Below are 20,528 nucleotides of genomic sequence, written 5' to 3' on the forward strand. Positions count from 1 at the left end.
ACCCTCGGCGCCCGTCACTGCGCCTGGAGCACCAGGAGCGCCAGGTCGTCGTCGGGCGGGCTGTCCGCGAAGGCGTGCACGAGGCGCCGGATCCGCTCCGCGAGCAGCGGCGCCGAGAGCCCCGCGCATCCGGCGAGGGCGTGCGCGAGCCCTTCGCCGTCGTCGAACTGGAGGTGGCCGCGGCGCCGCTCGGTCACCCCGTCCGTGACGCACAGCAGGGTGTCCCCGGTGTGCATCTCGAAGGTCTCGCTCGTGTACTCGGGGTCGTCGACGACGCCGAGGAGCACCTGCGGTACGGCCGCGGGGACGACCTCGCCGCCGGGCCGCATCAGCAGCGGCAGCGGATGTCCGGCCGAGGCGAGCGTACAGGTCACGCCCGTCTCGGTGGGGGTCAGTTCGCCGTAGAGGAGCGACAGGAAGCGGGTGGACGAGCCCTCCGGCGGCACGTCCTGCCCGCCGGATGCGGCCGCGAGGGCGCGGCCCGCGGCGTCCGTGGCCTCCATGGCGTCGTCGAGCAGCAGTCCGTTGAGCCGGTCGAGGACCTGGGCGACCGGGTATCCCTCGCGGGCGAGCAGCCGCAGCCAGGGCCGGGCCAGCCCGATCACCACGGCGGCCTCGGGGCCCTTGCCCTGAACGTCGCCGAGGGCGAAGCACCAGCGGCCGTCGCTCGCGGGGAACACGTCGTAGAAGTCGCCGCCGGGGCCGCCGGCCTCCTTCGGCTCGTACACGAGGGCGCTCTTCATGCCGGGGATCTCGGCGATGGAGGAGGGCAGCAGACCGCGCTGGAGGATGCGGCTGATGGTGGCCTGCCGGGTGTAGCGGCGGGCCGCGCTGACGGCGAGCGCGACACGGCGGCTGAAGTCCTCGACGAGCCCGGTGACCTCGTCGGGGAAGTGCAGCAGTCCGGCCCGGCCGATGAGCAGGATGCCGAGCGCCCGGCCGCCGGCGGAGAGCCGGTAGGCGAGCGCGGACCCGGAGTCGCCCTGCGTCGGAAAGGGCCACGGCACGGGGACGGGGGCGGAGTACGGGCTGTCGGGCAGCCGCGGCGGGTCCTTCTCCAGGAGGCCGCGGAGCTCCTCCATCCGGCTCTCGTGGGAGTGCCAGACGCGGGCGAGGCGCGGCGCGGGCATGACACTGTCGGCGCCGCGCAGATCGTGCCCGTCCGCGCCCGGCATGCCGCGGCCCTCCTCGTCGTAGAACCAGACGGCGCACCAGTCCGCGAGCCGCGGCACGAGGAGCTGGCCGACGAGGGCGGCGACCATGTCGACGTCGAGCTGCCCGGCGAGCATGTCCGAGGCCTCCGCGAGGAACGTCAGGGCGCCCCGGTTGACCCAGTCCCGGTCGGGTGTGCGCCGGGGCGCGGCCGCGAGGAGTTCGGCGGCGCGCGCGCCGCGCGGCAGGACGCGCGCCGCGGAGCGGGTGTCGGGCTCGGCCGCGGACGGCTCGGTGCCGTCGGCGGGCAGCCGGGCCCAGACGGTCTTGGTGCCTGACCGGTACGTGATGCCCCACGCCTCGGCGAGGGAGGCGACGAGCCGCAGGCCGCGCCCGTACTCGGGCATCTCCGGTGAGCGGCTCGGGTGTTCGCCCCACAGGGCGCGTGCGGGGTGGTGGTCGGTGACCTCGATGACGAGGACGCCGTCCGCGAGGTGGCACAGCAGGTCGATGGCGGTGCCGGCGTGCACGACGGCGTTCGTGACGAGTTCGCTGACGATGACGACGGCGTCGTCGGTGATCCGGCCGTCGACTCCGGCCGCCTCGGGCAGCTCGTCCTCGGCCCATCCGGTGAGCGCCGAGCGGACGAAACGACGAGCGGCGGCGGGCGCCAACTGGTTCCCGGGCAGCGAGGTGTGCGCCTCCACCGATCCCACGTGCGAGTGATCCGGCAGGTCGGCGGCGGAGGCGGCGGTTTCCCGCTGGAGAGGAATCGACCCCACTTTTCGGCTCCTGAGCAGTTGTGGCAAAGACGCCTCAGGCGACACGCTCAGAGTGACAGACTGACCGCGCCCATAAGCGCCGAGTCACCGAAGTGGGCCGCTATGAGTGAGAACAGTGCTAAGCGTGGACCGCGCAGCGCGCCATCGAGCAGGACGTCGGCCACGGTGCCGATCCCCCCGCCCGGGGATCTGATCCATCCGGCCGACCTGCGTCCGCTCCTTGCCGCGATGACGGCTGCCCGCGACGGCAACTTCATCCGTGTCCCCGACAACGGGAACGGGATCGTGGGTGAGCTCGGCGCGGTCTTCAACCAGATCATCGACCGCAGCCACCACTACAACGTCGAACTGACGCGTGTGCGCCGGGAGATCGTGCGCCACGGCCGTCTCGACGAACGGCTGGAGGCGAGCCCGGGACAGGGCGCCTGGGCGACCAGGATCAACGACGTCAACACCATCATCGGGGCCCTGGTCGCCCCGGCGGCGAACGCCACGCGGGTGCTCGACGCGGTCGCGGGCGGCGACCTGACGCAGCGCGTCGACCTGCACGACGGGACCCGCCAACTCCGGGGCGACCTGAGGAGGTTGGGCGGCGCCGTCAACAAGATGGTCGACCAGCTCTCGCTGTTCACCGGCGAGGTGACCCGCGTCGCGCGCGAGGTCGGCACCGAGGGCCGTCTCGGCGGCCGCGCCAAGGCCCAGGGCCTGTCCGGGAGTTGGCGCGATGTGACCGAGGCCGTCAACACGATGGCGTCGCGCCTCACCGCGCAGGTGCGGGACATCGCCCTGGTGACGACGGCGGTGGCGCGGGGCGACCTGACGCGCACGGTCACGATCGAGGCGACGGGCGAGCTGCTCGAACTGAAGCTGACCGTGAACACGATGGTCGACCAGCTCTCCGCCTTCGCCGACGAGGTGACCCGCGTGGCCCGCGAGGTCGGCACCGAGGGCCAACTCGGCGGCCGCGCCCAGGTCCGCGGCGTCTCCGGCGTCTGGAAGGACCTCACCGACAACGTCAACTTCATGGCGTCGAACCTGACCTCGCAGGTCCGCAACATCGCCCAGGTCACCACGGCCGTGGCCAACGGCGACCTGAGCCAGAAGATCACCGTCGACGCGCAGGGCGAGATCCTCGAACTGAAGTCGACGATCAACACGATGGTCGACCAGCTCTCCGCCTTCGCCGACGAGGTCACCCGCGTCGCCCGCGAGGTCGGCACCGAGGGCCAACTCGGCGGCCGCGCCCAGGTCCGCGGCGTCTCCGGCGTCTGGAAGGACCTCACCGACAACGTCAACTTCATGGCGGACAACCTCACGTCGCAGGTCCGCAACATCGCGCTCGTGTCGACGGCGGTGGCCTCGGGCGACCTCGGCAAGAAGATCACCGTCGAGGCGAAGGGCGAGATCCTCGAACTGAAGTCGACGATCAACACGATGGTCGACCAGCTCTCCGCCTTCGCCGACGAGGTCACCCGCGTGGCCCGCGAGGTGGGCACGGAAGGGAACCTGGGCGGTCAGGCCCAGGTCCGCGGCGTCGCCGGTGTGTGGAACGACCTCACCGCGAACGTCAACTTCATGGCGTCGAACCTGACCTCGCAGGTCCGCAACATCGCCCAGGTCACCACGGCGGTGGCGCAGGGCGACCTGTCGAAGAAGATCTCGGTCGACGCCCGCGGCGAGATCCTCGAACTGAAGGACACCGTCAACACGATGGTGGAGCAGCTGCGGGGCTTCGCCGACGAGGTGACCCGTGTGGCCCGCGAGGTCGGCACCGACGGCCGGCTCGGTGGCCGCGCGACCGTGCACGGCGTCTCGGGTGTCTGGAAGGACCTCACCGACAACGTCAACTACATGGCGGACAACCTCACGTCGCAGGTCCGCAACATCGCGCAGGTCGCGACGGCCGTGGCCCAGGGCGACCTCTCCAAGAAGATCGACGTCGACGCGCGCGGTGAGATCCTCGAACTCAAGACGACCATCAACACGATGGTCGACACGCTCTCGTCCTTCTCCTCCGAGGTCACCCGCGTGGCCCGCGAGGTGGGCTCCGAGGGCCAACTCGGCGGCCAGGCCCGGGTCGAGGGCGTGTACGGCACCTGGAAGCGCCTGACGACGAACGTGAACGAACTGGCGTCGAACCTGACCACGCAGGTCCGCGCCATCGCCGAGGTCGCCTCCGCGGTGACCTCCGGCGACATGTCCCGCTCCATCACGGTGGAGACCCAGGGCGAGGTCGCCGAGCTGAAGGACAACATCAACCTGATGGTGGCCAACCTCCGCGAGACGACCCGCGCGAAGGACTGGCTGGAGTCGAACCTGGCCCGCCTGGCGGCGCTGATGCAGGGCCACCGCGACCTGATGGAGGTCGCCGACCTGATCCTGCGCGAGCTGACCCCGCTGGTGAACGCGCAGTACGGCGCCTTCTTCCTCGCCGAACCGGACGAGGACGACACCCCGATCCGCTCGGCCATCCCCACCAAGGGCCTCGCCTACATCGCGGGGTACGGCTCGGCGGCGGCCCTGGTCGTCGACACGGGCGGCATGCCGGTCCACGGGCTCGTACGGCAGGCGGCGCTGGAGAAGAAGCGCATCCTCGTGGAGGAGGCGCCGCCGGACTACATCAAGATCAACAGCGGTCTCGGTGAGGCCGCGCCCGCCTCGGTCGTCATCATCCCGATCCTCTTCGAGGACAAGCTCCTCGGCGTCATCGAGCTGGCCTCGTTCTCCCGCTTCTCCGACGTCCACCTGGCCTTCTTCGACCAGTTCGTGAACACCATCGGCGTCGCGATCAACACGATCATCGCCAACTCCCGTACGGAGTCCCTGCTCGGCGAGTCCCAGCGCCTCGCGACGCAGCTCCAGGAGAGGTCGGACGAACTCCAGCGCCAGCAGGCCGAGTTGCAGCGCTCGAACGCCGAACTGGAGGAGAAGGCAGCCCTTTTGGCGACGTCGTCCCAGTACAAGTCGGAGTTCCTGGCGAACATGTCGCACGAGCTGCGCACGCCGCTGAACTCCCTGCTCATCCTGGCCCGTCTCCTCTCCGACAACCCGGACGGGCATCTGAACGACCAGGAGGTCCAGTTCGCGACGACGATCCACCGCTCGGGCTCGGACCTGCTCCAGCTCATCAACGACATCCTCGACCTGTCGAAGATCGAGGCCGGGCGGATGGACGTACGGCCCAAGAAGCTCCCCCTCATCAAGCTCCTCGACTACGTCCACGCGACGTTCCGGCCCATCACCCTCGACCGGGGCCTCGCCTTCGAGGTGTCGGTCGGCGAGGACGTGCCGCGCGAGGTGTTCTCCGACGAGCAGCGCCTCCAGCAGATCCTGCGCAACCTGCTGTCGAACGCGATCAAGTTCACCGCGAACGGCAAGGTCGAGCTGCGCGTCAAGCGGATCAAGGATCCGGAGCACACGCTCGTGCGCGAGACCGACGACCTGCTCGCCTTCGCCGTCTCGGACACCGGCATCGGCATCGCCCGCGACAAACTCCCCGTCATCTTCGAGGCGTTCCAGCAGGCCGACGGCACCACCAACCGCAAGTACGGCGGCACGGGCCTCGGCCTGTCCATCAGCCGCGAGATCGCCGGCCTGCTGGGCGGGCGGATCATCGCCGAGAGCGAGCCCGGCGAGGGCTCCACGTTCACCCTGTACGTCCCCGTGGTCTATCCGGGCCACGACCCGGCGGCCGACTCCCCGCTCGAACTGCCCGCCCCGGACCAGGCGCCGCTCGTACCGGCCCAGCAGGGCCAGAGCGCGGACACGTACACGATCCACGAGCAGGAGGACAACTGGCCGACGCCGACGAAGCTGGAGCAGTGGCGCAAGGGTCAGGCGGGACAGATCCTTCCGGGCCGCCGCGTCCTCATCGTCGACGACGACATCCGCAACGTCTTCGCCCTCACCCATGTGCTCGGCCGGGTCGGCATGCCCGTCCTGTACGCGGAGAACGGCCGCGAGGGCATCGAGACGCTCGACCGCAACCCGGACATCGAGCTGGTCCTGATGGACATCATGATGCCGGAGATGGACGGCTACGAGACCATCTCGGTCATCCGCAGGACCCCGCGCTGGGCCGGGCTGCCCATCGTGGCGCTCACCGCCAAGGCGATGCCCGGCGACCGCGAGAAGTCGATCGCCAAGGGCGCCAACGACTACGTCCCGAAGCCGGTGGACGTGGACCAACTGCTGACCGTCGTCTGCGACCTGCTGGCCCCCGAGGCCGCTGACCGACCCGCCGGCGAACCCGCTGAGCCGGGGACATCCGAGAGCGAAGGGGAAACCGTCGCCCCGCCGACGATCGAGTGAGGCAGCGTCACCATGACCACCACCGCAGAGACCGGTTCTCCCGATCGGGCCAGCATCCTGCTGGTCGACGACATGGAGGACAACCTGGTAGCCCTGGAAGCCGTCCTCGGATCGCTCAACGAGCCCCTCGTGCGGGCTCGTTCGGGCGAGGAGGCCATGAAGGCGCTGCTGCGCCGCCGCTTCGCCGTCGTCCTCCTGGACATCAGGATGCCGGGCATGGACGGCTTCGAGACGGCGACCAACATCAAGCGCCTGGACCAGACGAAGGACGTCCCGATCATCTTCCTGACGGGGACGGACGCGGACGCCGGCTACGCCTTCCGGGGCTACGCGACCGGCGCCGCCGACTACCTGACCAAGCCGTTCGACCCGTGGGTGCTGCGCGCCAAGGTCACCGTCTTCCTCGACCTGCACCGCAAGAACCGGCAGCTGGAGCGGCTGCTGGCCCGCGAACAGCAGCAGTTCGAGAGCCTGGCCGCACGCATGGACGCCATCGAGCACAGCCTGGCCGCCCACACGGACCCGGACGTGAACCAGCTGCGCACGCACATCGCCCGGATGGAGGAAACGCTGCGCACGATGCGGCGCCCCTGACCGGGGCGCCGCCGCGCGCTAGCCCTCGCGGCTGCCCGCGTACATCTCGTCGAGCAGGCCCTTGTACTCGCGCTCGACGACCGGCCGCTTCAGCTTCAGGCTGGGCGTCAGCTCGCCGTGCTCGATGTCGAGATCGCGCGGCAGCAGCTTGAACTTCTTGATGGTCTGCCAGCGCTGAAGCCCCTGGTTCAGCTCCTGTACGTAGCCCTCGACGAGCTGCACCGTGGCGGGCGCGGCCACGACCTCGGCGTAGGACTTCCCGCCGAGTCCGTTCTCCTTGGCCCACTCCAGGATCGACGGCTCGTCGAGCGCGATGAGGGCGGTGCAGAAGTTCCGGTCGGCGCCGTGCACCAGGATGTTGGAGACGTACGGGCACACGGCCTTGAACTGGCCCTCGACCTCGGCGGGCGCGATGTACTTGCCGCCCGACGTCTTGATGAGGTCCTTCTTCCGGTCGGTGATCCGCAGGTAGCCGTCGACGGACAGCTCGCCGATGTCACCGGTGTGGAACCAGCCGTCGGACTCCAGGACCTCGGCGGTCTTCTCCGGCAGCCCGTGGTAGCCGGCCATGATGCCGGGCCCGCGCAGCAGGATCTCGCCGTCGTCCGCGATCCGTACGTCCGTGCCGGGCAGCGGCTTGCCGACCGTGCCGGTCCGGTACGCCTCGCCGGGGTTGACGAAGGACGCGGCCGACGACTCGGTCAGGCCGTACCCCTCAAGGATGTGGACTCCCGCGCCTGCGAAGAAGTAGCCGATCTCGGGCGCGAGCGCGGCGGATCCGGAGACGCAGGCCCGCAGCCGTCCGCCGAACGCCTCCCGCAGCTTGCTGTAGACGAGGGCGTCGGCGACCTTGTGCTTGGACGCGAGTCCGAAGGGCACCGAACTCACCCCGGTCCTGCGGAAGTTGTCCTGGCTGACCTTCGCGTACTCGCGCGCGACGCCGGCCGCCCACTGGAAGATCTTGTACTTGGCGTTGCCCCCGGCGCGCGCCTTCGCGGCGACGCCGTTGTAGACCTTCTCGAAGATGCGCGGCACGGCGGCCATGTACGTCGGCTGCACGACGGGCAGGTTCTCGATGATCTTGTCGACGCGTCCGTCGACCGCGGTGACGTGCCCGACCTCGATCTGACCGCTGGTGAGTACCTTGCCGAAGACGTGCGCGAGCGGCAGCCACAGGTACTGCACGTCGTCGGGGCCCACGAGCCCGGTCGCCGCGATCGCCTTGGCCATGTACGACCAGTTGTCGTGCGGGAGCCGGACGCCCTTGGGGCGCCCGGTCGTGCCCGAGGTGTAGATGAGCGTGGCGAGCTGGTCCTTCTGGATCGCCCCGACCCGCTCCTTGACGACCTCGGGGTTCTTCTCCAGGTAGGCGGCGCCGCGCGCCTCCAGGTCCTCCAGGGTGAGCAGCCATCCGTCGGGGTCGGCGGCGTCCGGCTCGACCCCGGTCGCGTCGATCACCACGACGTGCGCGAGCTCGGGCAGCTCGGCGCGCTGGGCGCGTGCCTTGGCGAGCTGCGCGGCGTCCTCGGCGACCAGCACCTTCGACCCGGAGTCGGCCAGGATGAACGCCGACTCCTCGGCGTTGGTCTGCGGGTAGATCGTCGTGGTCGCCGCGCCCGCGCACATGATGCCGAGGTCGGCGAGGATCCACTCGACCCGCGTCGAGGCGGCGAGCGCGATCCGCTCCTCAGGCTGCACCCCGAGCTCGACGAGACCGGCGGCGATGGCGTAGACGCGCTGCGCGGCCTGCGCCCAGCTGAGCGACTTCCACTCGTCGGGGCCGCTGCTCGCGGGCACCGGGTAGCGGTATGCCTCGGCATCCGGTGTGGCCGCCACGCGCTCCAGGAAGAGAGACGCCACGGAGGGCGGACGGTTCTCGATCAGGGTCTGTGTGTCGCTCACGACGTCCTCCGGGCCCGCGGCGGTGCGGCTGGCTTGTTTAACTGGCGAGTAACTATGGAGCAGTGATCAGGGTAAGGGTCACTCGCCCGCCGCGTAAGAGGCTCCGGCCCTCAACTTCCGCCGCGCCGCCCCCCGTGGCCCCCTGCCCACACAGGGTTCACACAAAAGCGGTGGGGCCACCACGCCTGTGTGCGTCGGCCCCACCGCCGGTACGGAAAACGCCGAAGGCGCCTGTCCGGGTCACGGACAGGCGCCTTCGACGGAACGCCGCACAACGGCTTCCGGGCTACTTCTTGCCCTTGGCGCTGCCGGAGTCGTCGCTGGACAGGACCGCGATGAAGGCTTCCTGCGGCACCTCGACGGAGCCGACCATCTTCATGCGCTTCTTGCCCTCCTTCTGCTTCTCGAGCAGCTTGCGCTTACGGGAGATGTCACCGCCGTAGCACTTGGCGAGCACGTCCTTGCGGATGGCGCGGATGGTCTCGCGGGCGATGACCCGGGAGCCGATCGCGGCCTGGATCGGCACCTCGAACGCCTGCCGCGGGATGAGCTCGCGCAGCTTGGCGACGAGCCGGACGCCGTAGGAGTAGGCCGCGTCCCGGTGCGTGATCGCCGAGAACGCGTCGACCTTGTCGCCGTGCAGCAGGATGTCGACCTTGACCAGGTTGGCGGTCTGCTCGCCGGTGGGCTCGTAGTCGAGGGAGGCGTAGCCGCGGGTCTTGGACTTCAGCTGGTCGAAGAAGTCGAAGACGATCTCCGCGAGCGGCAGCGTGTACCGGATCTCGACCCGGTCCTCCGACAGGTAGTCCATGCCGAGCAGCACACCGCGCCGGGTCTGGCACAGCTCCATGATCGACCCGATGAACTCGGACGGCGCGAGGATGGTGGCGCGCACGACCGGCTCATAGACCTTGTCGATCTTCCCCTCGGGGAACTCGCTCGGGTTCGTGACGACGTGCTCGGAGCCGTCCTCCATGTCGACGCGGTAGACCACGTTCGGCGCGGTGGCGATCAGGTCGAGCCCGAACTCGCGCTCCAGGCGCTCGCGGATCACGTCGAGGTGCAGCAGGCCGAGGAAGCCGACACGGAAGCCGAAGCCGAGCGCGGCCGAGGTCTCCGGCTCGTACACGAGCGCGGCGTCGTTGAGCTGGAGCTTGTCGAGGGCGTCGCGCAGCTCGGGGTAGTCCGAGCCGTCCAGCGGATACAGACCCGAGAAGACCATCGGCTTCGGGTCCTTGTAGCCGCCGAGGGCCTCCGTCGCGCCGTTGTGCAGGGAGGTGATCGTGTCACCGACCTTGGACTGACGGACGTCCTTCACGCCGGTGATCAGGTAACCCACCTCGCCGACACCGAGGCCGTCGGCCGCGAGCATCTCCGGCGAGTTCGTCCCGATCTCCAGGAGCTCGTGCGTGGCGCCCGTGGACATCATCCGGATCCGCTCACGCTTGTTGAGCTGGCCGTCGATGACACGCACGTACGTGACGACGCCCCGGTACGAGTCGTAGACCGAGTCGAAGATCATCGCGCGGGCGGGGGCGTCGGCGACGCCGACCGGCGCGGGGATCTCGGCGACGACCTTGTCGAGCAGCGCGTCGACACCGACGCCGGTCTTCGCGGAGACCCGCAGCACGTCCTCGGGCTGGCAGCCGATGAGGTTGGCCAGCTCCTCGGAGAACTTCTCGGGCTGGGCCGCCGGCAGGTCGATCTTGTTGAGCACCGGGATGATCTTGAGGTCGTTCTCCATCGCCAGGTAGAGGTTGGCGAGGGTCTGGGCCTCGATCCCCTGGGCGGCGTCGACGAGCAGAACCGTGCCCTCGCACGCGGCGAGGGAGCGCGAGACCTCGTACGTGAAGTCCACGTGGCCCGGGGTGTCGATCATGTTCAGGATGTGCGTCCTGCCCTGGTCGGCCCCTTCCGTCGGGGCCCAGGGCAGCCGCACCGCCTGGGACTTGATCGTGATGCCGCGCTCGCGCTCGATGTCCATCCGGTCGAGGTACTGAGCACGCATCTGCCGCTGCTCGACCACACCCGTCAGCTGGAGCATGCGGTCGGCGAGGGTGGACTTGCCGTGGTCGATGTGCGCGATGATGCAGAAATTGCGGATCAGAGCCGGGTCGGTACGGCTCGGCTCGGGCACATTCTTAGGGGTCGCGGGCACGCAGGGTCCTGTCTCTTGAGGCGCCTTATGCCTCGGGTCGGATCGATACGTAGCTTCCATGGTCCCACGGCCGCGGGACTGCGCCAGGTTTGGGCCGGTGGGAGGACGGCTGGTACCGTGGGCAGCTGTGTCTCATGCCCTCTCAGCGCGAGGCACACTCGGTAAAAATCATCGGTACGGGTCCTTCATCGGGCCTGTGCCTGAACCTGAAAAGGCTCATTTCGTGGCGAACATCAAGTCCCAGATCAAGCGGATCAAGACCAACGAGAAGGCTCGGCTGCGCAACAAGGCCGTCAAGTCCTCCCTGAAGACCGCGATCCGCAAGGCCCGCGAGGCCGCTGCCGCGGGTGACGTCGAGAAGGCCACCGTCGCCGCGCGCGAGGCTGCGCGCAAGCTCGACAAGGCCGCCTCGAAGGGCGTCATCCACAAGAACCAGGCCGCCAACAAGAAGTCGGCGCTTGCTTCGCAGGTCGCGTCCATCAAGGCCTGAACCTGTCGTTCGGGGCATGTCCCCGAACACCTGATCTGAACGCCGGAAGGACCCGGGCGGGCCCTCTCTCATCCGCCCCCGACCGGCCCCCGAGCCGCACGCGGCCTGCGTTCGCCACGCGGGTGCGGCTCACCTCATGCGTGAACCGAAGCCCCGCCCTCTTCAGGGCGGGGCTTCGGCGTGCGGTCCGGCTTGTCAGCGGCCCCGGGCCCGCGCCGCCCGCGCGACGGTGACCACGGCCTTCTCCAGCGCGTACCCGGGGTCGCCTCCGCCGCCCTTGACTCCGGCGTCGGCCTCGGCGACGGCCTGCAACGCGATGGCGACCCCGTCCGGAGTCCACCCCCGCATCTGCTGGCGCACCCGGTCGATCTTCCACGGCGGCATCCCGAGCTCCCGCGCCAGATCCGCGGGGCGCCCGCCCCGCGCGGACGACAGCTTCCCGATGGCCCGCACGCCCTGGGCCAGCGCACTGGTGATCAGAACCGGTGCGACCCCCGTCGACAGCGACCACCGCAGCGCTTCGAGCGCCTCCGCGGCCCGGCCCTCCACGGCCCGGTCGGCCACGGTGAAGCTGGAGGCCTCGGCGCGTCCCGTGTAGTAGCGCCCGACGACGGCCTCGTCGATCGTCCCCTCGATGTCGGCGACGAGCTGGGCGGCGGCGGAGGCCAGCTCGCGCAGATCGCTGCCGATCGCGTCGACCAGCGACTGGCACGCCTCGGGCGTGGCGGAGCGCCCGAGCGCCCGGAACTCGCCGCGCACGAACGCAAGGCGGTCCGCCGGCTTGGTCATCTTGGGGCAGGCGACCTCACGCGCCCCGGCCTTGCGGGCGGCGTCGAGCAGCCCCTTGCCCTTGGCGCCGCCGGCGTGCAGCAGCACCAGCGTGATCTCCTCGACCGGCGAGCCGAAGTACGCCTTCACGTCCTTGATGGTGTCGGCCGAGAGGTCCTGTGCGTTGCGCACGACGACGACCTTGCGCTCGGCGAACAGCGACGGACTCGTCAGCTCGGCGAGCGTGCCGGGCTGTACCTGGTCCGGCGTGAGGTCGCGCACGTCCGTGTCCGCGTCGGCGGCCCGCGCGGCCGCCACCACCTGCTGCACCGCGCGGTCGAGCAGCAGATCCTCCTGGCCCACCGCGACGGTGACGGGGGCGAGCGGATCGTCGTTTGCAGGGTTCCTGGCCATCGCGGTCAAGCATCCCACGCGGCACTGACAGCCCGGCCCGCCCGCCGGGTGCTCCCGGTACGCCGGGCGCCGGGCCTACTGCTCCTCGCGCCAGCCGTCCCACTCGCCGGCGAACGCGTCCAGCTCGTCCGGGTCGAGCCGCCCCGCCGGGTCCTCGACGACGAGCAGCCACTGCGCGTCCTCGGCATCGTCCTCACCGGCCAGGGCGTCCCGTACGAGCTGCGGCTCCTCGGCGACCGCGAAACGCTCCTTCAGCGCCTCAGCGGCCTCGTCCGCCGCGTCGCGGTCCGGCAGCACCAGTACGTGTCTCTCATCGCTCACGAAACCATTTTCGGACATGACGGCGACTGCCCCGCACCGGGGCGGAGGGACAGGCAGACAGGTCGGCAGACAGACAGGTCGACAGGCAGACAGACAGGCAGGTGGCGGTCGGCGGTCGGCCCTCGGGTCGCGAGGGACCCGAGGGGCGCGGGGCGAGGGGCCCAAGAGGCGTGGGGCCTCGGGGCGACGGGCCCTCGGAGCGACGGGCCCTCGGGGCGACGGGCCCGAGGCGGTCAGCCCTTGGGCACGACCTGTACGTCCAGCTCGATCTTGACACTGGAGCCGACGACGGCGATGCCCTTGGCCAGCATCGTCTGCCAGCTGACGGTGAAGTCGTCGCGGTGCAGTTCGACGGTGGCGCGGCAGGCGGCACGGGTCTCCCCCTCCATGCCGTTGCCCAGGCCCAGGTACTCCGCGTCGAGCGTGACCGTGCGGGTCACACCGTGCAGCGTGAGCGCGCCGGTGACCGCCCAGCGGTTGCCGCCCTTGTGCACGAACCGCTCGCTGTAGAACTCCAGCGTCGGGAAGCGGTCGACGTCGAGGAAGTCAGCGGACCTGAGGTGGTCGTCGCGCATCTTCACGTTCGTGTCGATGGACGAGGCGTCGATGACGACGTGCATCGCGGACTGCTCGATGCGCTCGGCGACACGCAGCGCCCCGGCGAACGTGTTGAACCGGCCGTGGATCCGGGCCAGCCCGATGTGCCGGGCCGTGAACGCGATCGACGAGTGCATCGGCTCGATCTCCCAGTCGCCGGGCCTGGGCAGCTGCGGCGGCGGGGTGACCTGGAGCGTCACGTCGCCGAGCGAGGCGTGCCCGCTCTCCGTGACGGTGGTGCTGACGCGATAGGGCGCGTACCCCTCGGCGGAGACGGCGAGCCGGTAGTCACCGGCGGGCACGGCCGCCATGAAGGAGCCGAACGGATCGGTGCCGCCACCGACCACCTTGCGCCCCATCACATCGCTCACCGCGAACTCGGCTCCGCGGACCGGCTCATTGACGGGGTCCAGAACGCGACAGCTGAGCACCCCCGCGCTGGGCGGCACCGTCAACGCCGCCAGTGGACTTGTCCGTTGAGCCCGGTTCGTACGGTTTCCCAGCCAGCGGCCGAACATGAACTACCCACCCCAGGTGCGTCTTGACAACGTCCGTTACTTCTTCAACGAAGAAGTATTCGATCACCGTTGCGGCTTTCGAGGCAACACGAGGTCACATCGCAAGAATGCCGAGGAAGGTGCACTGCTGCCCACGACTGCTCCGAATTACCCCTTCCGGTTGGCGTTTGCCCAGCTCAGCGGCATTTCTACTCACGGGTAGCAACGGCACCGCCACCGTCCGCCCATCTTCTTGCCACCCGCACCGATCCCTTGTCATGCACGGCGCGCAGGGCATGACACGCAGCGCTCGCACCGCGCCTTCCGGGGCGCGTCGCACCCTCACGGCGGGTCCTCCCGGCTTCCCGTCACTCCCCGTGGCCATCCGTGGCTCTCCGTGGCTCTCCGTGGCTCTCTGTCGGTTTCCGTCGGTCTCCGTCGGTCTTCACGACCCTCTGCGGCTCCTCGTGGTCCCGACCGGGGCGTGTTTCAGGGACTCAAATGCGCCACCTCCAGGTCGGCCCCGCCTGGCTCGCCAGATCCGCCCGATCCGTCCGATCCGCCTGATCCACCTGATCCACCTGATCTGACCGATCCGAACGATCCATCCGATCCATCCGATCCGCCTGAGCCGCCCCCTTCCCCTCTCCTGCCGGCTCCCCCTGGCCCGTCCGCCCCTTCCGCCCCGCCCGCTCGCCCCTTTCGTTCTCCCTCACTCACGACAGCGACCGCTCCGTCCCGGTCGGTCCGCAGTACCGCCGCGCCCCGGTCCCGCAGTGCCGCGACCGTGCGCGGGGCGGGGTGGCCGTAGGGGTTGTCGGCGCCACAACTGATGAGCGCGAGCCGGGGCGCGGCCCGGCGCAGCAGCTCCGGGTCCTGGTACGCCGAACCGTGGTGGGCGACCTTGAGCACGTCCACCGGCGGCAGCCCGGCCCCCGCGCCGGATCTCAGCAGGGCGCGCTGCGCTGCCGGTTCGAGGTCGCCGAGGAGGAGCAGCGTCAGGCCCGCGGTGCGCACCAGCAGCGTGACGCTCTCGTCGTTCGGGCTGTCGGGCGCCGGTCCCGGGCGGGCCGCCGGCCACAGCACCTGCCAGTCGAGCGGTCCCGCCCGGCGCCGCTCCCCGCCACCGCCCTGGTCACCGGGATGCCGCGCGCCGCCGCGAGGGCCCGCACGGACGCCGCCTGGTCCGCCGGCCGCGCGAACCCCGTCGTCTCGATCGCCCCGACCGAACGCCCCCGCAGCACTCCCGCCAGCCCCGCCACATGGTCCGCGTGGAAGTGCGTGAGCACCACGAGCGGAACGGTGGTGATGCCCAGCGACCGCAGACACCGGTCGACGAGCAGCGGGTCGGGCCCCGCGTCCACCACCACCCCCGCCCCCGCGCCCGCCGCGAGGACGAGCGCGTCGCCCTGCCCCACATCGCACATGACCATGCGCCACCCCGGCGGCGGCCATCCGGTGACGATCCGGGCGAGCGGCGCCGGCTGCACGAGCACCAGGATCAGCACGAGCACACATATCCCGCTGATCCAGGGCGACTTGAGCACTCTGCGCCCTACGACGACGAGCACGGCCGTACCGAGTGCGAGCAGCGCGCCTCCGCGCCAGCCGCCCGGCCAGTCCACCCCGCTGCCCGGCAGCGCGGCCCCGGTGCGGGCGATGTCCACGATCCAGCCCGCGGGCCAGCCCGCGCACCAGGCCAGGAACTCGGCCACCGGCATCGCCACCGGCGCCGCCGCGAGCGCGGCGAACCCGAGCACCGTCGCCGGAGCCACGGCGAACTCCGCGAGCAGATTGCACGGCACCGCCACCAGGCTCACCCGCGCCGCGAGCACGGCGACCACCGGCGCGCACACGGCCTGGGCGGCAGCGGCGGCCCCGAGCGCCTCGGCGAGCCGCGCCGGAACACCGCGCCCCCGCAGCGCCGCGCTCCACCGAGGAGCCAGCGTCAACAGCGCCCCGGTGGCGAGCACCGACAGCAGGAATCCGTAACTCCGCGCCAGCCAAGGGTCGTACACGACGAGCAGCAGCACGGCCGTGGCGAGCGCCGGGATCAGGGATCTGCGGCGCCCGGTGGCGACGGCGAGGAGCGCGATCAGCCCGCACGACGCCGCGCGCAGCACGCTCGGTTCGGGTCGGCAGACCACGACGAAGCCGAGGGTGAGCACCCCGCCCAGGAGCGCCGTCGTTCTGAGCGACAGGCCGACGCGGGGCGCGATACCACGCCGCTCGACGAGGTGCGCTGTGCCGGGTGGGCCGATCAACAGGGCCAGCAGAATCGTGAAGTTGGCACCGCTGACAGCCATGAGGTGGAGCAGATCCGTCGCCTGAAAGGCCGCGTGCAGCTCGGGTGTGACCCGGGCCGTGTCGCCGACCACGAGGCCGGGCAGCAGGGCCCGCGCGTCCGCCGGCAACCCGTCCGTCGCCTCCCTCAGCCCCGCGCGCAGGGTCCCGGCCAGGCGCTGCGGCCCGCTCGGCGCACCGATGACGCGCGGCCGCTCGTCCTGCCCGACGCGCAGCACCGCGGCGATCTTCTCACCGTCCCTCAGCGGGGGCGCGAGCCCGCCACGGACCCACAACCGGGTGCTCGGCAACAGGGACAACCAAGAGGAGGCGGGGGAGGAAGCGGAGGAGGAGACGAGGGAGGAAGCGCCGGGCGAGCCAGCCCGATCGGCCGGCCCTGGCTCGCCAGTGACTCCACCGACCCAAGTCGCTCCACTGCCTCCCGGGCCTCCAGTGGCTCCACTGGCTCCAAGGCCTCCAGTGGCTCCAGTGCCTCCACTGACTCCACTGCCTCCCGCCGCATCAGCCTCGCCGACCCGTTGAGCCGCGTCAGTCGCATCAGCCCCGCCGACCCCTTGAGCCGCGTCAGCCGCATCAGCCCCGCCGACCCCTTGAGCCGTGTCAGTCGCATCAGCCCCGCCGACCCCTTGAGCCGCGTCAGTCGCATCAGCCCCGGACCTCCGGTCGGCCTCGTCGGCCCTGTCCGCCGCATCGACGAGCACCAGCACAGGCGTCCGCGTCCGCGACTCCGCTCCGTCCGGCCCCGTCACCCGCACCACGTCCGCCTCGATGAGCACCGAGGTCGGCGCCGCGTGGTCACCTCTGATCCTCGGCCGCGTGAGCCTCGGGTCGGAAGTGACCTCCAACTCGGCTCCCACCCGGGCGTATTGAGCGGCGAGACCGGGCACGGGCCCCCGGTGCAGATCGGCGGCGTGCAAGCCCGAAGAGACGGCCGCCGCCGCGACGCACAGGAGCAGGGCGGCCACGGACGACCGCCGCCACGGCAGACCCCTGGCCCGGCCGGTCGCCGCAGCGGCCGTCCCCTCGGGCACCCGGTCGGAGGTCGACGGGTGCGGGCTCTCCGCGTCTGTCCGCCCCGTCTCCCTCCCCGCTCGGCGCGCCCGCGCGCGTACTCCGCCACCAGCAGCCCGGCGCCCACGACCAGGCACACCGCCGCCACCCCCGCCGTCCAACCGGCCGGCGCTGTCAGGGCGAGAGCCGCCGTCGCCCACGCCGCCAGCGCGGGCGGCACCAACCGCAGGTCCGGCGGCCCCTCTTGGCGCGGATCCGCGTCCCCGAGGCGACCTGCCGCGCGCCGCGCCTCTCCGCGTGACCGCTCGACTCGCCGCCCCTGCGCGGCCGTACGCGTCATGGCCGTACGAGATTCTGGAGATCCTCGAAGCGGCGGTCCCCGATGCCGTTGACCTCGCGCAGTTCGTCGACCGAACGGAAACCGCCGTGCTCGGTGCGGTAGTCGATGATGTGCTGGGCCAGCACCGGGCCCACGCCCGGCAGGGTGTCGAGCTGCTCCAAGCTCGCCGTGTTGAGACCGATCGGCCCGGCGGACCCCGCCGATCCCGCCGACGCCGATCCCGGCGGGCCACCCGGCGGCGCGGCGGCGGCACTCGCCGGAGCGCCCACCAGCACCTGCTCGCCGTCCGTCAGGAGCCGCGCCCGGTTCAGCCCGGCGGTGTCGGTGCCGGGCCGGACTCCCCGGCCGCCCGCAGCGCGTCCGCCACCCGTGCCCCCGCGGGCAGCCGGTGGACCCCGGGCCGCCTGACCTTGCCGCTGACGTCCACCACGATCCCGGCACTGACACCGGCCGACGCCACGGCGGACGGCTCTCCCGTCCCCGGCCCGCCCTGTGCCTGCTCGCTCCCCGAGGGATCGCCCTCCGCCGCAACGGCCTCCGGGGCCGCCGCACGCACGGCCTCGGGCGCCCGCACCGGCTGCGTACGCCCGGTCCAGAAGTGCTGCACCGCGAAGAGGGCCAGCACACCGAGCACCACGACCAGCGCCGTCGCGCCCCGCCGCTCGATCCCGCACCGCGTCTGCACCCACAGCGGCATCCGGTCGCGCACGGCGAGCAGGGCCCGCTCCCGCCAGGAAAGCACCGGCGGCTCAGGATCAGGCGCGTGCTCGGGCGCCCGCGCGACAGGCTCCCGCAGCCCGGAATCCCGCGCCGCCCCACTCTCCGGCCCCGGATCCCGAGGTACCGGCGTCGGCACGGCGTACCGCTCGGGCGGGGCGAACAGCGCCTCCGCGCGCAACCGGGTCTGCTCCGCCGCGATGCGCCTGCGCCGCGCATGCCGCCGCACCACGTGCCGGTGCCGGGCGCGACCGTCGGATGCGGGGCCGCGTCCCGGCCCGCTGGATGCCTGTGCTGTCCGTGACAGTGATCGAAGTGCCATGCCACGAGACGGTAGGCACCCCGCCACGATTCAGTGGATCTTGGTCAATTCCCGGGGAGAACCAGGCAGTTGTGGATAACTCGGCCACCCTCACAGATGAAAAACCGGCGAACCCCACCACGCCCACCCACGACTACGCCGTCCCCGCCCCCGACGATCAAGGCGAGACCGGCGAGACCGGCGACCGACGCGAAACCTACGACCGCGGCGAGACCACCGCTCCCAGCAACCCCGGCCCGGTGTGCGCCCCGATCACCGCCCCCACCTCGCTGACGTGCAGCTCGACAAGGCCGGGTACCCGCTCGCGCAGCCACTCCGCCAGCGTCTCGGCCCGTTCCGGCGCGGCCAGGTGGTGGACGGCGATGTCCACCTGCCCACTGCCCGCACGCTCGGCGACGATCTCCTGGAGCCGTGCGATCGCCTTGGACGCCGTACGGACCTTCTCCAGGAGTTCGATGCGCCCGCCGTCGAGCTGGAGCAGCGGCTTGACCGCGAGCGCGGAGCCGAACAGCGCCTGCGCGGCGCCGATCCGCCCGCCACGCCGCAGGTAGTCCAGGGTGTCGACGTAGAAGAACGCGGAGGTGCCCGCGGCCCGCTTCTCCGCGGCCGCCACCGCCTCGTCGACGGTGCCCCCGGCGTCGGCCACCTCGACGGCCGCCAGGGCGCAGAAGCCGAGGGCCATCGCCACCATCCCGGTGTCCACGACGCGCACCGGCACCGGCGCCTCGCGCGCGGCGAGGACCGCGGCGTCGTACGTTCCGGAGATCTCGGACGACAGATGGAGCGAGACGATGCCGGTGGCGCCGGACTCGGCGACCTTGCGGTAGGTCTCGGCGAACAGTTCGGGGGCCGGTCTCGACGTGGTGACCGAGCGACGCTTGCGCAGCGCCTCGGCGACCGAGCGTGCGGAGATCTCCGTGCCCTCTTCGAGGGCCCGGTCGCCCAGGACCACGGTCAGCGGCACCGCCGTGATGTTGTGGCGCTCCATCGTCCGCTGCGGCAGGTAGGCCGTTGAATCGGTGACGATCGCGACATGGCGGGACATGCACCGGAGGTTACCCGCCGGGGCCCCTCGACGGCAGCCCGGCCCCCTCCGGGCGGCCGGTCAGCGGCGGCTGTCGGCCAGGCTCAAGTCGTGCTCTCGGGACGGGGTTTCTTCTGCCACGGATACACCGGCCGCACACCTGGTGGGGTGAGCGCGGACCGGGACGGCTCCTGCGCGGACCGCGCGTCGCGAGCGCCCTGCCGGGAAGTCCCCGGGCCCTGAGCGGCCTGCCCGGTCCGCGGGGTCTCCGTCGTCCAGTGCCGCAGCGCCCCGGCCTCCAGGTCGATCTGCGTGCTCAGCGAGTCCAGGTCGTCGTCGGCGAACCGGGTGGCCCGGTCCCTGGCGGCGTGCCGCAGGGCGTCGGCGGAGCTCGTGATCTGTTCCGTACGCGCCCGCAGCTCGGGCAGCACGCGTGCCACCTGGGCCTTGTCGGGCTCGCTCTCCAGTCGCTTGAGCTCGGCGTCCACCTCGTGCCCGTGGGCGCTCAGGCGCTCGAAGAGGCCGATGGACTCCTGGAGCGAGGCGTCCTCGGCCACACGCGCGTGCAGGGCGTCCTGGGTGGCCCGCATGGAGGTGCGCAGCCTCAGCCGCAGCTGGGCCAGCTCGCTCGCCGCCCCGGGCTGGAAGGTCCTGGCCCGCAGCGTGGTGTCCTCCACCGTGCGCCTGGCCTGCGCGACCGTGCGGTCCACCCCGCGCTTGGCGGCGCCGACCGCCTTCACCGTCGCGTACGCCCCGAGCACCACGAACGCGACGAAGAGCAGCGCCACGATCACAAGCACGACTTCCATGGTGCTCCTCCACAT

11 protein-coding genes and 2 pseudogenes are annotated in these 20,528 nt (G+C 71.4%); 3 read left to right on the forward strand and 10 right to left on the reverse strand.

The genetic code is table 11. From position 1 onward, the window contains the following. Positions 1 to 14: 14 nt before the first annotated feature. Positions 15 to 1,934: an ATP-binding SpoIIE family protein phosphatase gene (locus tag V2W30_RS13320; RefSeq protein ID WP_338696371.1), complete on the reverse strand. Its 1,920-nt coding sequence runs from the start codon at positions 1,932 to 1,934 to the stop codon at positions 15 to 17. 228 nt (positions 1,935 to 2,162) lie between these two features. Between V2W30_RS13320 and V2W30_RS13325 the strand changes: the two genes are divergently transcribed. Further along, a complete protein-coding gene (locus V2W30_RS13325; protein WP_338703593.1) occupies positions 2,163 to 6,245 on the forward strand; it encodes a HAMP domain-containing protein in 4,083 nt (1,360 codons plus the stop codon). A 12-nt stretch (positions 6,246 to 6,257) separates the two neighbouring features. Beyond that, a complete protein-coding gene (locus tag V2W30_RS13330; RefSeq protein WP_338696372.1) occupies positions 6,258 to 6,839 on the forward strand; it encodes a response regulator in 582 nt (193 codons plus the stop codon). 18 nt (positions 6,840 to 6,857) lie between these two features. Here the strand turns inward: V2W30_RS13330 and V2W30_RS13335 are convergent, their stop codons facing one another. Together V2W30_RS13335 and lepA are read right to left on the reverse strand one after the other, a co-directional pair. After that, positions 6,858 to 8,741 carry a long-chain fatty acid--CoA ligase gene (locus tag V2W30_RS13335; RefSeq protein ID WP_338696373.1) on the reverse strand — a complete coding sequence of 628 codons (1,884 nt, stop codon included), beginning with the start codon at positions 8,739 to 8,741 and terminating at the stop codon, positions 6,858 to 6,860. Between the two features lie 286 nt (positions 8,742 to 9,027). After that, positions 9,028 to 10,899 (reverse strand): translation elongation factor 4, encoded by a 1,872-nt coding sequence (lepA, locus tag V2W30_RS13340; protein WP_338696375.1) that lies wholly within the window; start codon positions 10,897 to 10,899, stop codon positions 9,028 to 9,030. A 223-nt stretch (positions 10,900 to 11,122) separates the two neighbouring features. On the opposite strand from lepA, the gene rpsT reads away from it, so the two are divergent. Then, positions 11,123 to 11,389 (forward strand): 30S ribosomal protein S20, encoded by a 267-nt coding sequence (gene rpsT / locus V2W30_RS13345; protein WP_338696377.1) that lies wholly within the window; start codon positions 11,123 to 11,125, stop codon positions 11,387 to 11,389. 195 nt (positions 11,390 to 11,584) lie between these two features. Here the strand turns inward: rpsT and holA are convergent, their stop codons facing one another. The 7 genes and pseudogenes from holA to V2W30_RS13380 form a co-directional block, all read right to left on the reverse strand. Continuing rightward, entirely contained in the window at positions 11,585 to 12,571 is a 987-nt protein-coding gene (gene holA / locus V2W30_RS13350; RefSeq protein ID WP_338696379.1) for a DNA polymerase III subunit delta, read from the reverse strand. 75 nt (positions 12,572 to 12,646) lie between these two features. Then, on the reverse strand, positions 12,647 to 12,892 hold the full coding sequence (locus tag V2W30_RS13355; RefSeq protein ID WP_338696381.1) for a hypothetical protein: 246 nt from the start codon (positions 12,890 to 12,892) through the stop codon (positions 12,647 to 12,649). Between the two features lie 233 nt (positions 12,893 to 13,125). Further along, positions 13,126 to 14,007: a YceI family protein gene (locus V2W30_RS13360; RefSeq protein ID WP_338696383.1), complete on the reverse strand. Its 882-nt coding sequence runs from the start codon at positions 14,005 to 14,007 to the stop codon at positions 13,126 to 13,128. A 468-nt stretch (positions 14,008 to 14,475) separates the two neighbouring features. Beyond that, positions 14,476 to 17,501 (reverse strand): annotated as a pseudogene (locus V2W30_RS13365) (ComEC/Rec2 family competence protein). A 136-nt stretch (positions 17,502 to 17,637) separates the two neighbouring features. Then, positions 17,638 to 18,680 (reverse strand): annotated as a pseudogene (locus V2W30_RS13370) (helix-hairpin-helix domain-containing protein). Positions 18,681 to 18,876: 196 nt separating this feature from the next. Beyond that, positions 18,877 to 19,725: a DegV family protein gene (locus V2W30_RS13375; RefSeq protein WP_338696384.1), complete on the reverse strand. Its 849-nt coding sequence runs from the start codon at positions 19,723 to 19,725 to the stop codon at positions 18,877 to 18,879. An 83-nt stretch (positions 19,726 to 19,808) separates the two neighbouring features. Next, a complete protein-coding gene (locus V2W30_RS13380) occupies positions 19,809 to 20,513 on the reverse strand; it encodes a hypothetical protein (RefSeq protein ID WP_338696385.1) in 705 nt (234 codons plus the stop codon). Between the last annotated feature and the right edge of the window lie 15 nt (positions 20,514 to 20,528).

The organism is Streptomyces sp. Q6, from assembly GCF_036967205.1.
In the GTDB taxonomy this organism is placed as follows: domain Bacteria; phylum Actinomycetota; class Actinomycetes; order Streptomycetales; family Streptomycetaceae; genus Streptomyces; species Streptomyces citrinus.

What these genes read in the sequence shown, in the direction of transcription:
- V2W30_RS13325 (WP_338703593.1), top strand. Translation starts at nt 2,163, where the DNA reads ATGACGGCTGCCCGCGACGGCAACTTCATCCGTGTCCCCGACAACGGG.
- V2W30_RS13330 (WP_338696372.1), top strand. Translation starts at nt 6,258, where the DNA reads ATGACCACCACCGCAGAGACCGGTTCTCCCGATCGGGCCAGCATCCTG.
- V2W30_RS13380 (WP_338696385.1), bottom strand. Translation starts at nt 20,513, where the DNA reads ATGGAAGTCGTGCTTGTGATCGTGGCGCTGCTCTTCGTCGCGTTCGTG.
- V2W30_RS13360 (WP_338696383.1), bottom strand. Translation starts at nt 14,007, where the DNA reads ATGTTCGGCCGCTGGCTGGGAAACCGTACGAACCGGGCTCAACGGACA.
- V2W30_RS13375 (WP_338696384.1), bottom strand. Translation starts at nt 19,725, where the DNA reads ATGTCCCGCCATGTCGCGATCGTCACCGATTCAACGGCCTACCTGCCG.
- holA (WP_338696379.1), bottom strand. Translation starts at nt 12,571, where the DNA reads ATGGCCAGGAACCCTGCAAACGACGATCCGCTCGCCCCCGTCACCGTC.